The sequence below is a fragment of the Kosakonia sp. CFBP8986 genome, from assembly GCF_034044935.1.
Lineage (GTDB): Bacteria > Pseudomonadota > Gammaproteobacteria > Enterobacterales > Enterobacteriaceae > Kosakonia > Kosakonia cowanii.
Genome location: NZ_JAXCXB010000002.1, coordinates 377,585 through 390,856 on the forward strand (window position 1 = coordinate 377,585; position 13,272 = coordinate 390,856).

7 protein-coding genes are annotated in these 13,272 nt (G+C 54.5%); 4 read left to right on the forward strand and 3 right to left on the reverse strand.

The window, feature by feature from the left end; all coding sequences use genetic code 11:
• Positions 1–270: 270 nt before the first annotated feature.
• Positions 271–999, reverse strand: a complete 729-nt coding sequence (gene ubiG, locus SOM48_RS05475) for a bifunctional 2-polyprenyl-6-hydroxyphenol methylase/3-demethylubiquinol 3-O-methyltransferase UbiG (RefSeq protein WP_076770182.1) — start codon at positions 997–999, stop codon at positions 271–273.
• A gap of 158 nt (positions 1,000–1,157) precedes the next feature.
• Between ubiG and gyrA the strand changes: the two genes are divergently transcribed.
• Both gyrA and rcsC read left to right on the forward strand, forming a co-directional pair.
• Complete coding sequence (gyrA, locus tag SOM48_RS05480) at positions 1,158–3,797, forward strand: DNA topoisomerase (ATP-hydrolyzing) subunit A (protein ID WP_054803358.1); 2,640 nt, start codon at positions 1,158–1,160, stop codon at positions 3,795–3,797.
• Between the two features lie 114 nt (positions 3,798–3,911).
• Positions 3,912–6,758 carry a two-component system sensor histidine kinase RcsC gene (gene rcsC, locus SOM48_RS05485; protein ID WP_076770181.1) on the forward strand — a complete coding sequence of 949 codons (2,847 nt, stop codon included), beginning with the start codon at positions 3,912–3,914 and terminating at the stop codon, positions 6,756–6,758.
• A gap of 43 nt (positions 6,759–6,801) precedes the next feature.
• Here rcsC and rcsB read toward each other — a convergent pair whose 3' ends face one another.
• Together rcsB and rcsD are read right to left on the reverse strand one after the other, a co-directional pair.
• The gene (rcsB, locus tag SOM48_RS05490; RefSeq protein WP_007371125.1) at positions 6,802–7,452 is read right to left on the reverse strand and encodes a response regulator transcription factor RcsB; all 651 of its coding nucleotides are present in this window, start codon (positions 7,450–7,452) and stop codon (positions 6,802–6,804) included.
• A 16-nt stretch (positions 7,453–7,468) separates the two neighbouring features.
• Positions 7,469–10,135 (reverse strand): phosphotransferase RcsD, encoded by a 2,667-nt coding sequence (gene rcsD / locus SOM48_RS05495; RefSeq protein WP_320511576.1) that lies wholly within the window; start codon positions 10,133–10,135, stop codon positions 7,469–7,471.
• Between the two features lie 838 nt (positions 10,136–10,973).
• On the opposite strand from rcsD, the gene SOM48_RS05500 reads away from it, so the two are divergent.
• Both SOM48_RS05500 and apbE read left to right on the forward strand, forming a co-directional pair.
• A complete protein-coding gene (locus tag SOM48_RS05500; RefSeq protein ID WP_076770180.1) occupies positions 10,974–12,113 on the forward strand; it encodes a porin OmpC in 1,140 nt (379 codons plus the stop codon).
• 106 nt (positions 12,114–12,219) lie between these two features.
• Positions 12,220–13,257 carry an FAD:protein FMN transferase ApbE gene (apbE, locus tag SOM48_RS05505; RefSeq protein ID WP_320511577.1) on the forward strand — a complete coding sequence of 346 codons (1,038 nt, stop codon included), beginning with the start codon at positions 12,220–12,222 and terminating at the stop codon, positions 13,255–13,257.
• Positions 13,258–13,272 lie beyond the last annotated feature (15 nt).

Consider the following 13,272-nt stretch of genomic DNA (forward strand, 5'->3'; position numbering starts at 1 on the left):
TAAATACTATATATAGGGGGTTTGCGATAAGAGAAACGCTATATGGTGAGTATTCTAGTAAGGATTCTTTTGAGTACAAGAGTTGATTTTGACGTTAACTTGAGGTTGCGAAAGCGTAATAAACGCTAAGTCCTCGTCGCATAAGGCTTGCAGAGGTTGTCAATAATCTGAAAAAAAAAATGAAATTTTGATCGAGTGCTGATTTCTTCGACGGCAGGGAAGATTGCGCGATTTGCGGCTGCGCAATCTTCATAACATTAACGCATGACGTTAGCGATTTTTCGCCGTTGTATGCAACATATAGTTAACATCAACGCCCGGTCCGAGGGTGAACTTATTCAGCAGCGGGTTAAAGTGTAACCCGGTGATGTGACGCTCCTGTAACACCGTATCGTCGATCCAGGTTAACAGTTCGGCAGGTTTGATGAACTTCTTCGCGTCGTGGGTGCCTTTCGGCACCATGCGCAGCACATACTCTGCGCCAACCACTGCCATCAGCCACGCTTTCCCGTTACGGTTGATGGTCGAAAAGAAGACGTGACCGCCGGGTTTCACAAGCTTTGCGCAGGCTCTGACCACCGATTGCGGGTCCGGCACGTGCTCCAGCATCTCCATACAGGTGACAACGTCGTAGCCCTGCGCCTGTTTTTCGGCATGCTCTTCGACCGTCTCCTGCACGTAGTCGACCTGCACGCCCGACTCCAGCGCGTGCAGACGCGCAACCTGCAACGGCTCCGCGCCCATATCCAACCCGGTCACCTGCGCACCCTCTTTGGCCATGCTCTCGGCGAGAATACCGCCGCCGCAGCCGACATCCAGCACGCGCTTGCCAAACAGGCCGCCAGCATGTTCGGCGATATAGCCGAGGCGCAGCGGGTTAATACGGTGTAAAGGTTTAAATTCGCCTTCTGTGTCCCACCAGCGTGAAGCGACGGCTTCAAACTTGGCGATTTCTGCATGATCAACGTTCTGAGTAACCGACGGTTTTTCGGCATTCATGGGCGCATTTACTCCTCTCTCAATAAGACCTGTGAGTATATCAGGCCAACGGCATGAATAAACCTTTGCCGGGGTGTTATAGGTTTACCTGTATCAAACCGGTTGTGTTATAATTTGCGACCTTTGAATCCGGGATACAGTAGAGGGATAGCGGTTAGATGAGCGACCTTGCGAGAGAAATTACACCGGTTAACATCGAGGAAGAGCTGAAGAGCTCCTATCTGGACTATGCGATGTCGGTCATTGTTGGCCGTGCGCTTCCGGATGTCCGAGATGGCCTGAAACCGGTTCACCGTCGCGTACTTTACGCCATGAACGTATTGGGCAATGACTGGAATAAAGCCTACAAAAAATCTGCCCGTGTCGTTGGTGACGTAATCGGTAAGTACCATCCCCATGGTGATTCCGCGGTGTATGACACCATTGTTCGTATGGCACAGCCGTTTTCGCTGCGTTATATGCTGGTCGACGGCCAGGGGAACTTCGGTTCCATCGATGGCGACTCCGCCGCGGCAATGCGTTATACGGAAATCCGCCTGGCGAAAATCGCCCATGAGCTGATGGCCGATCTGGAAAAAGAGACCGTTGATTACGTTGATAACTACGACGGCACTGAGCGAATCCCAGATGTGATGCCAACCAAGATCCCGAACCTGCTGGTTAACGGCGCTTCCGGGATCGCTGTCGGTATGGCGACCAACATTCCGCCGCACAACCTGACGGAAGTGATCAACGGCTGCCTGGCCTATATCGATAATGAAGAGATCAGCATTGAAGAGCTGATGACCCATATTCCGGGGCCGGACTTCCCGACCGCCGCGATCATCAATGGTCGCCGTGGGATCGAAGAAGCCTACCGCACCGGTCGCGGCAAAATCTATATTCGCGCCCGCGCGGAAGTGGAAACCGACGCGAAAAACGGCCGCGAAACGATCATCGTGCATGAGATTCCCTACCAGGTGAACAAAGCGCGCCTGATTGAGAAGATTGCCGAGCTGGTCAAAGAGAAACGCGTTGAAGGTATCAGCGCGCTGCGCGACGAGTCTGATAAAGACGGTATGCGCATCGTGATTGAAGTGAAGCGCGATGCCGTCGGTGAAGTAGTGCTGAATAACCTCTACTCCCAGACGCAGCTGCAGGTCTCCTTCGGTATCAACATGGTTGCGCTGCACCATGGCCAGCCGAAGATCATGCCGCTGAAAGATATCCTGGCCGCGTTTGTGCGCCACCGCCGTGAAGTGGTGACGCGCCGTACTATTTTCGAACTGCGTAAAGCCCGTGACCGTGCGCACATCCTTGAAGCGCTTGCTGTTGCGCTGGCGAACATCGACCCGATCATTGAACTGATCCGTCGTGCGCCGACGCCGGCCGAAGCGAAAGCGGGCCTGATCGCGCAGCCGTGGGCTCTGGGCAACGTCTCTGCGATGCTGGAGCGTGCCGGTGATGACGCCGCGCGTCCTGAGTGGCTGGAGCCGGAGTTCGGTATTCGTGATGGTCAATACTACCTGACCGAACAGCAGGCACAGGCGATTCTGGATCTGCGTCTGCAGAAACTGACCGGCCTTGAGCATGAAAAACTGCTCGAAGAGTACAAAGAGCTGCTGGAGCAGATCGCTGAATTGCTGCACATCCTCGGTAGCGCTGAGCGCCTGATGGAAGTTATCCGCGAGGAGCTTGAGCTGGTTCGCGAGCAGTTTGGCGACGAGCGCCGCACCGAAATTACCGCTAACACCGCAGATATCAACATTGAAGACCTGATCAACCAGGAAGATGTTGTGGTGACGCTGTCGCATCAGGGCTACGTGAAGTATCAGCCGCTGACCGATTACGAAGCGCAGCGTCGCGGTGGGAAAGGGAAATCTGCCGCGCGCATTAAAGAAGAGGACTTCATCGACCGTCTGCTGGTGGCCAACACCCACGACACGATCCTCTGCTTCTCCAGCCGTGGCCGTCTCTACTGGATGAAGGTCTACCAGCTGCCGGAAGCGAGCCGTGGCGCGCGCGGTCGTCCGATCGTCAACCTGCTGCCGCTGGAGCCGAACGAGCGTATTACCGCCATTCTGCCGGTACGTGAATATGAAGAGGGCGTGAACGTCTTTATGGCGACCGCCAGCGGTACCGTGAAGAAAACCGCGCTCACCGAGTTCAGCCGTCCGCGCTCTGCCGGTATTATCGCCGTCAATCTGAACGAAGGCGATGAGCTGATTGGCGTAAACCTGACCGACGGCAGCGACGACGTGATGCTCTTCTCCGCCGCCGGTAAAGTGGTGCGCTTTAAAGAGAGCGCCGTGCGTGCGATGGGTCGTACCGCGACCGGCGTGCGCGGTATTCGCCTGGCGGAAAAAGACAGCGTAGTTTCGCTGATCGTGCCGCGCGGCGAAGGCGCAATCCTGACGGTGACGCAGAACGGTTACGGTAAACGTACTGCGGAAGCGGAGTACCCGACCAAATCCCGTGGTACGCAGGGCGTTATCTCTATCAAGGTGACCGAGCGTAACGGTTCCGTGGTCGGCGCGGTCCAGGTCGATGATTGCGATCAGATCATGATGATCACCGATGCCGGTACGCTGGTGCGTACTCGCGTGTCGGAGATCAGCGTGGTGGGTCGTAACACCCAGGGCGTGATCCTGATCCGCACCGCGGAAGATGAAAACGTGGTGGGTCTGCAGCGTGTCGCTGAGCCGGTGGATGATGAAGAGCTTGACTCCATCGACGGCAGCGTTGCGGAAGGCGATGAGGACATCGCGCCGGAAGTCGATACTGACGACGACGCGGCGGACGACGAAGACGCCGAGTAATGCGTTATAAAGGGCCGGGTTTCCGGCCCTTTTTCATTGCCTTGCGGCATCTGCGATTTATCGCTACTTTAAGCACACTCTTTTTTAACTTCCTTGTGGCGGAGTTTCCCCAGGTTGAAATACCTCGTCTCTTTTCGCAGTACCCTGAAAGTCTCCCGCTATCTGTTCAGGGCGCTGGCGCTATTACTCTGGCTGTTAATTGCCTTTTTTTCCGTCTTTTACATCGTTAATGCCCTGCATGACAAAGAGTCGGAGATCCGCCAGGAGTTCAACCTCAGTTCCGATCAGGCGCAGCGCTATATTCAGCGCACCTCTGATGTGATGAAGGAGCTGAAGTATATTGCTGAAAATCGCCTGACGGCGGACAACGGCATCCTGACGTCGCGCTCCCGCGGCGATAAAACCGACGTGCCGGCCTTCTTGCCGCTCTTTCCTGATTCCGACTGCTCGGCGATGGGCAGCGCCTGGCGCGGCTCGCTGGAGTCGCTGGCGTGGTTTATGCGCTACTGGCGCGATAATTTCTCCGCGGCGTACGATCTGAACCGCGTCTTTTTGATTGGTAGCGACAACCTCTGTATGGCCGATTTCGGCCTGCGCGATATGCCGGTCGAGCGCGATGACACGCTGAAGAGCCTGCATGAGCGGATCGTCAAATACCGTAATGCGCCGCAGGATGAGCGCAGCAACAACGTCTACTGGATGAGCCAGGGGCCGCGCCCGGGCATCGGCTATTTCTACGCGCTGACGCCGGTCTATCTCGGCAACCGCCTGCAGGCGCTGCTTGGCACCGAGCAGTCGATCCGGATGGAGAACTTCTTCACGCCGGGTACGCTGCCGATGGGTGTCACCATCCTTGATGAGAATGGTCATACCTTGCTTTCGCTGACCGGGCAGGAGAATGGCATTACCGCCGATCCGCGCTGGCTGCAGGAGCGCTCCTGGTTTGGGTACACCTCCGGTTTCCGTGAGCTGATCCTCAAGAAGACGCTGCCGCCATCCTCCCTGAGCGTGGTCTACTCCGTGCCGGTGGATGTGGTGCTGGAGCGCATCCGCATGCTGATCCTCAACGCGGTGCTGCTTAATGTGCTGGTCGGGGTAGCGCTGTTTACCCTGGCGCGCCTCTATGAGCGGCGCATATTTATTCCGGCGGAGAACGATGCGCAGCGGCTTGAAGAGCATGAGCAGTTCAACCGTAAGATTGTCGCCTCCGCGCCGGTGGGGATCTGTATCCTGCGTACCCAGGATGGCACCAACATACTGAGTAACGAGCTGGCGCATAACTATCTCAATATGCTGACCCATGAGGATCGGCAAAGGCTGACGCAAATTATCTGCGGGCAGCAGGTTAACTTTGTCGATGTGTTAACCAGCAACAACACCAACCTGCAAATCAGCTTTGTGCATTCGCGCTATCGCAATGAGAACGTGGCGATCTGCGTGCTGGTGGATGTCTCCGCCCGCGTCAAAATGGAGGAGTCGCTGCAGGAGATGGCGCAGGCGGCGGAGCAGGCGAGCCAGTCGAAGTCGATGTTCCTCGCGACGGTCAGCCATGAGCTGCGCACACCGCTGTACGGCATTATCGGTAACCTCGATCTGTTGCAGACCAAAGAGCTGCCGAAAGGGGTCGACCGACTGGTTACCGCGATGAACAACTCCTCGAGCCTGCTGCTGAAGATCATCAGCGACATTCTCGACTTCTCGAAAATTGAGTCCGAACAGCTGAAGATTGAGCCGCGCGAGTTCTCGCCGCGCGAAGTGATGAGCCATATCACCGCCAACTATCTGCCGCTGGTGGTGCGCAAACAGCTCGGGCTTTACTGCTTTATCGAGCCGGATGTGCCGCTGGCGATTAATGGCGATCCGATGCGCCTGCAACAGGTGATTTCCAACCTGTTAAGTAATGCGATTAAGTTCACCGATATGGGCTGCATCGTGCTGCATGTGCAGTGTGATATGGAGTATCTCAGCATTCGCGTGCGTGACACCGGGGTCGGTATTCCGGGCAAAGAGGTGGTGCGCTTATTCGATCCCTTCTTCCAGGTCGGCACCGGCGTACAGCGTAACTTCCAGGGCACCGGGCTGGGGCTGGCAATCTGTGAAAAGCTGGTCAACATGATGGATGGCGATATCGCCGTCGATACGGAGCCGGGCATGGGCAGCCAGTTCACCATCCGCATTCCCCTCTATAGCGCGGTGCCAACGGCGCAGGCCGACGTGGATGGGCTGGCGGAAACCTGCTGCTGGCTGGCGGTGCGCAACGCCTGGCTGTCGGAGTATCTGCATAACCTGCTGGAGTGGAATGGTATTCAGGTTAAACAGTATGACGGCCATGAGTTGGGCAATCAGGATACGCTGATCACCGACGATGAGCTGCCGCAGCCCTGGACCGGGCGCGCGGCGATCATCTTCTCCCGCCGACATATTGGTATTCCGCTTGAGCGCGCGCCGGGCGAGTGGCTGCACAGCGTCGCCTCGCCGCACGATCTGCTGGCGCTGCTGGGCCGTATCTATCGCGTTCAGGTGATTGAGCCACAGGCAGCTAACGCCTTAACATCGGATTCCGGTGAGATGGAGAATAACGAGGATATGATGATCCTCGTGGTGGACGATCATCCTATCAACCGCCGTCTGCTGGCCGATCAGCTGGGATCGCTTGGCTATCAGTGTAAAACCGCCAATGACGGTGTCGATGCGCTCAATGTGTTGAGTAAGAACCCGATCGATATTGTGCTCAGTGACGTGAACATGCCGAATATGGATGGTTACCGTCTGACGCAGCGCATTCGTCAGCTTGGGCTGACGTTGCCGGTGATTGGCGTAACGGCGAACGCTCTGGCGGAAGAGAAGCAGCGCTGTCTGGAGTCGGGTATGGATAGCTGTCTGTCGAAGCCGGTAACGCTGGATGTGCTGAAGCAGACGCTGGCTGCATACGCCGCGCGGGTGAGAAAAAGCAGGAAGTAGGGCTAAGAAAAACGAACCCCGGCGAGTGCCGGGGTTACGGGGATTACTCTTTTTCCGTCTGGGTGAGCGTCACGGAAGAGAGGTAGTTCAGCAGGGCGATATCGTTATCGACACCCAGTTTCATCATCGCTGATTTCTTCTGGCTGCTGATGGTCTTAATGCTGCGGTTCAGCTTCTTGGCAATCTCCGTCACCAGGAAACCTTCTGCAAACAGGCGCAGCACTTCACTCTCTTTCGGCGACAGGCGTTTATCGCCATAACCACCGGCGCTGATCTTCTCCAGCAGACGGGAGACACTCTCCGGGGTGAACTTCTTACCCTTTTGCAGTGCCGCCAGCGCTTTCGGCAGATCGGTCGGCGCGCCCTGTTTCAGCACGATACCTTCGATATCGAGATCCAGAACGGCGCTGAGGATTGCCGGGTTATTATTCATGGTAAGCACAATAATCGACAGCGCCGGGAAATGGCGCTTGATGTATTTGATCAGCGTAATGCCATCGCCGTATTTGTCGCCCGGCATTGACAGATCGGTGATCAATACATTGGCCTCAAGTTTCGGCAGGTTGTTGATAAGCGCTGTAGAGTCTTCAAATTCACCGACTACATTTACCCATTCGATCTGTTCAAGTGACTTGCGAATACCGAACAGTACAATCGGATGGTCATCGGCAATAATTACGTTCATATTGTTCATGTATTAGGCTACCTTGCTACAGCAAGCTTTTGACGTAAGCGTCAATGTCGCTGATGTAATTTTCTATGCCTGGAGCATCACTCTCGCGAATTAATTGCTCCAGCGTTTCACACAACTGCTTACCAGGTACCAGATTAAGCATGGCAAACACCCCCTTAAGGCGGTGGGCCGTCTGTGCCAGCGCAGCGAAATCGCGCGAAGCCGATTCAGTATACAACCTCTTAACATCATCGGGAACTGTGTCGACAAACAGCGCGTAATAGCCGCTGGCATGGAGTTCGGCATTCTCATCGCCGCCTAAAGGCGACTCCGTGACTTCCTCCTGCGCCAGCTGCTCCTCAATGAGCTGCAATATTGCTCCCTGCATTGCGTTGCTCATATTAAAATTGACGCGCAACTGGCCTGGACCAATTTTCCGCACGCCGACCTCATCATCGCTTAAAAGCAATCCTGAAGCTGTAAGATTTGACGGATTATCTGTTAAAAAGAGATCGTATTCTTGATTTGATAATCGTTCATCGGGCGAAATGCAGCTCGCCCCCCAATTCTCAAGCTGACGCACCACAATATTACGAATTTCGTTCGACGTAATATCAATCATCGCCACCACATCATCGAGCAATTTCTCTTCGCTCTCGCCCTGCTGCGCGCGTACGGCCATTTTCACATGCAGAGAGTAGCGGGTGCCGAGATCTTCACGCGCTTTAATATTGAGATGTCCGCCCAGTTTACGGGCCAACTGATCGCAAAGCCAGAAGGTGAGGGCATTTGCCTTGCCAAACTGATCGCCCTGCGTTTCGTTAAGGAACGGGAAGTGCAGATTATCAATCTCGCTGGCGTTAACGCCGACGCCGGTATCAAGGATACGGAAGGTCAGCCGGTCATCTGCGGATTCGTCCATGCTCACTTCGAGGGTGATTTTGCCCATCTGCGTGGTGGTCACCGCATACTGAATCAGCAGCAGCATGATGCGACGCAGCGCATCGCGATCGCCATGACGCTCCTCATTCGCCGGAAGATGGTTGTTGATAAGCAACTGCAACCCTTTGCGCTTGATCACCGGCAGCACTTCCGGCACCACTTCATCAATCAGATCCTGAATGGAGAAGAGGGAAGAGGAGCCTTTCCAGGTATCATTCTCCAGCATGTTTGCCAGCTGGAGTTCATCCACCAGCTGCACCAGTCGGTCGGCGTGATCGGCAAGGCGGTTAGCTTCGTTGCTCTCAATCGCCGCTGCGTCACCGGCCAGTGCTTTCACCGGCTGTTTGAGCGCCTCGGCGAGATTATTCATAAACGCCGCGCGACCCTGCTGGTTCTTCTCATACAGCCGTTGCGCCTGCTTGAGCTTCTTGTTGACCAGCACTTCGCGATCCTGGTCGCGAATAATAAAGATCTGCGTACGCGACGCCACCTGGCTGCGGAACTGGCGGATCTCATAGAGCTCGTTGTTGATGGTCGCCTGGATCACGCCCTGGTGCTGATCCGCCATTGCGGTAATGTTCTGCAAATTGAGGTGCGGCAGCAGGTGGTCGGCAATTTTATTACTCAGCACCGTGCGGTTGGCTTCCTGATCGTGAACCAGCAGACCCAGCGGCAGCAGAGAGACAATCTCTTCATTAAAGGCGCGCAGCACGCGCAGCTCATTATTCGCGCCCGGTGTCGCGAGCGTATCGCTCTTGCGCCCCGGCATCTGGCGAAAGGTGGTGTAACCAAACAGCGCCAGCGCCAGCAGACCAATATTCAGCAGCAGCGGCAGCAGAACGTTTTGCAGGGTATCAAGCAGCAGTGTGCCGAACGGCACTTGCCACACCAGGCGTAAACCGGTGCCGTTTAGCGCAGAGGAGATCTCAATGCGCGAGCTGTTGAAGTTTACTGAGACGCTGTCGGTGTTCTCTTTATCCTGCGCGCGTGCGCTGCCCGGCGCGGTATCGGGATCGAGGCGGAAGCTGTCCAGCGTCATGCCGGGCGGAATCAAATCATTGATTGGCAGATCGAAGGCGACAACGGTCGCCAGATGGCCTGGCTGGTTAAAGGTGGTGCGCAGCGTAAAGTAGTGGCCATTCTGCCAGGCAAGACGGCGCAGCGAGGAGAAGCTTTCGCGCTCATCAAGGGCGTTCGCCTGCTGGAGCATCTCCGCGCGGCGGGTATCGACGATATTGCTGATCATCGAATCTTTAAAACCGGAGGTAAGATCCTTAAGCGGCAGCGTCGAGATAAGGATCATGCTGTTATCCTGGCCGTTAAGGTAGTACATCGACCACGGCACGGTTTCCGCGCCCCACAGCGTATCAAGATAGGTCGAAATACGCTGGGTCATCTCCAGCGTCGAACTGTCATGGGAGCCGAAAATCAGCGCTTCTGTCTTGCGGCGCGGTTTTTCGAGGTAGTAGACGTCCTGCTTTAAACGCGTCTCCTGCAGCCCTTCACCGGAGGAGGCGGGGGCGGCAGCGATATTGTCGTAAATCTGCCAGGTCGCATAGCGCCAGATATCGATGCGCTTATGAATGGCATGGGTGGTATCAACAATTTGATAACTTTTGTCCTTCAGCCACGCGTTGACCGCGCTCTGGATCATCACGCCCATGGTGACCAGCAGGACAATAATCAATAAAAGGAAGTAACGGGTAATGTTGCCCGGTATCAGGGAAAATTTGCCAGGAATCATTGTGTCCGATTGACTCATTCGTGTGTGTAACCCGTTATGACAACACGGCTGATAACTTTCAGCCTGCGCTGAGACAATGTTGCTGCCATGCCGTTAGCGTCGCGTTTGGGGGGCCGCGGGCGTAAAGGTAGTGTGCTGCAGAGTAATGTTCAGCAGGCAGTATATCGGTAAATGGGTGAATTTCCAGACTCTCTTTTCAGGAAATGCCTGGAGAGTGCATGAATATGCACTCTTTACCTGAAGCGCAGGAAAAATGTACAGATGCGCAGCGCTGCAGGCCTATTTACCGTCTCGTCAGTAAAATATCGCACGAAATAACAAGATATTAACTTTCTAAATATGTTTAAGGATCAACTCTGGTACGATAATTGATTAATTAATAGTCATTACAAATGGCGACTATATAAATCTTAAGTATCAACTGATGTAAAGAAAGGTAAAAAAAAACCGAATGCAGGGCATTCGGTTTGAAGAGGGGTAAACAGACATTCAGATTCGAATGACGGTAATAAATAAAGTTAATGATGATAGCGTCGATTATTTTAGACACCAATTCTGCTTTCGGTTTGGCATTCAGTGCTCTCATTTTAAATTTTAGTAAGTTGCTGTTTTTATAAGTAAAGAACTGTATTCCATCCGCTGTTTTTCTTATTTATTGGCTTTTAGTGCTTTCAAAAAGTTCCCGCAAAATTACAAATGGAAACATTTAGCTTTAGATATGAAACATCTTCAAAGTTTTCGTATCATATTCCTGTTGGATTATTTTTGATTTTTGCGCACAATGAATCGCCAGCTGATTTGAGGGTTAATCAGCATGCAGTGGCAATAAAAATGCATATAACAGAGGGTTAATAAAATGAAAGTTAAAGTTCTGTCCCTCCTGGTACCGGCTCTGCTGGTAGCGGGCGCAGCAAATGCGGCTGAAGTTTATAATAAAGACGGCAACAAATTAGATCTCTACGGTAAAGTAGACGGCCTGCACTATTTTTCTGACGACAACGGCTCCGATGGCGATAAGAGCTATGTACGTTTTGGCTTCAAGGGCGAAACCCAGGTTAACGACCAGGTAACCGGCTACGGTCAGTGGGAATACAACGTTCAGGCGAACAGCTCAGAAAATGAGAGCGATCAGGCATGGACCCGTCTGGCCTTCGCAGGTATCCGCGTAGCTAACACCGGTTCGTTCGACTACGGTCGTAACTACGGCATCATCTATGACGTGACCTCCTGGACCGACGTCCTGCCGGAGTTCGGCGGCGACACCTATGGCGCAGATAACTTCATGCAGTCTCGTGCCAACGGTGTAGCAACTTACCGTAACACCGACTTCTTCGGTCTGGTTGATGGCCTGAACTTTGCTCTGCAGTACCAGGGTAAAAATGGCAGCGTCAGCGGTGAAAACACCAATGGCCGTAGCCTGCTGGACCAGAACGGTGACGGTTACGGCGCGTCTCTGACCTACGATCTGGGCGAAGGCTTCAGCGTTGGTGGCGCAATGTCCTCCTCTAAACGTACTGCCGATCAGAACAGCATCAATGCGAACCTGTACGGTGACGGCGACCGTGCTGAAGTTTACAGCGGCGGCCTGAAATACGATGCCAACAACGTTTACCTGGCAGCACAGTACTCTCAGACTTACAACGCGACCCGTTTCGGTACCTCTAACGGCCGTACCCCAAGCTCTGCTTTCGGCTTTGCCAACAAAGCGCAGAACTTCGAAGTGGTTGCACAGTACCAGTTCGACTTCGGTCTGCGTCCGTCCATCGCTTACCTGCAGTCCAAAGGTAAGGACATCACCAACAACACCGGTACTGCTAACTTCGGCGACCAGGATCTGGTGAAATATGTTGATGTTGGCGCGACTTACTACTTCAACAAAAACATGTCCACCTATGTTGATTACAAAATCAACCTGCTGGACGACAACACCTTTACCCGCGCGGCCGGTATTGCTACCGACGACATCGTTGGCCTGGGCCTGGTTTACCAGTTCTAAGTCTGCAACAACGCGTATTGTAGGGGCCGCAAGGCCCCTTTTTTATTGCCTGTTTCGGGCAAATCCCTTTTTCGTGTACGCTTGCGCCAGCAAGGAGATAACAACTATGGCGATCGCTTCTCTTCGTGCCGCGCTGATGGCGGCACTTTTTCTGTTAGCCGGCTGCGACACGGCAAGCCAGGCCACACCGACGGTGCTTGAAGGTAAAACCATGGGCACCTCCTGGCGCGTCAGCGTGGTAGATATCACGCCGCAGCAGGCGGCAGCACTACAAAAGAAAATCCAGGCGCAGCTTGATGGCGACGACTGGCTGATGTCGACATGGAAAAAAGATTCAGCGCTGATGCGCTTTAACCGCAGCAGCAGCACCGCGCCGTGGCCGGTCAGCGAAGCGATGGCGGATATTGTCACCACCTCGCTGCGCGTCGGGGAAAAAACCGATGGCGTGATGGATATTACCGTTGGACCGCTGGTGAATTTATGGGGTTTTGGCCCCGATCAGCAGCCGGTCAAGACGCCAACGCAGGCGCAGATCGACGCGGCGAAAGCGCGTACCGGGCTGCAACATCTCACGGTAATCAATCGCGCCGGTGAACAGTTCCTGCAAAAAGATCTGCCCGATCTCTATGTCGATCTCTCGACGGTTGGCGAAGGTTACGCCGCCGATCATCTGTCGCACTTAATGGAACGAGAGGGGATTGGCCGCTATCTGGTCTCCGTCGGCGGCGCCCTGGTCAGCCGCGGGATGAATGGTAAAGGGCTGCCGTGGCGTGTGGCGGTACAGAAGCCAACGGATCGCGAAAACGCCGTCGAGGCGGTGGTCGATATTAATGGTCACGGCATCAGCACCTCCGGCAGCTATCGCAACTACTATGAGCTGGACGGTAAACGCATCTCTCACGTCATCGATCCGCGCAGCGGGCGACCAATCGATCACAAACTGGTGTCGGTGACGGTGATCTCGCCGACCGCGCTGGAAGCGGATGCCTGGGATACGGGCCTGATGGTGCTCGGCACCGAGCGGGCGAAAGAGGTAGTGAGGCGCGAAGGGCTGGCGGTGATGATGATCATGAAGGAGGGGGATGGCTTCACGACCTGGATGTCGCCGCAGTTCTCCGCCTTCCTGGTGAAGGATAAAAATTAAAGCGCAAGATTGCGG

Bases quoted from the DNA above. Each gene is read 5' to 3' on its own strand.
- rcsD (WP_320511576.1), bottom strand. From the start codon at position 10,135: ATGAGTCAATCGGACACAATGATTCCTGGCAAATTTTCCCTGATACCG.
- rcsB (WP_007371125.1), bottom strand. From the start codon at position 7,452: ATGAACAATATGAACGTAATTATTGCCGATGACCATCCGATTGTACTG.
- SOM48_RS05500 (WP_076770180.1), top strand. From the start codon at position 10,974: ATGAAAGTTAAAGTTCTGTCCCTCCTGGTACCGGCTCTGCTGGTAGCG.
- gyrA (WP_054803358.1), top strand. From the start codon at position 1,158: ATGAGCGACCTTGCGAGAGAAATTACACCGGTTAACATCGAGGAAGAG.
- apbE (WP_320511577.1), top strand. From the start codon at position 12,220: ATGGCGATCGCTTCTCTTCGTGCCGCGCTGATGGCGGCACTTTTTCTG.
- ubiG (WP_076770182.1), bottom strand. From the start codon at position 999: ATGAATGCCGAAAAACCGTCGGTTACTCAGAACGTTGATCATGCAGAA.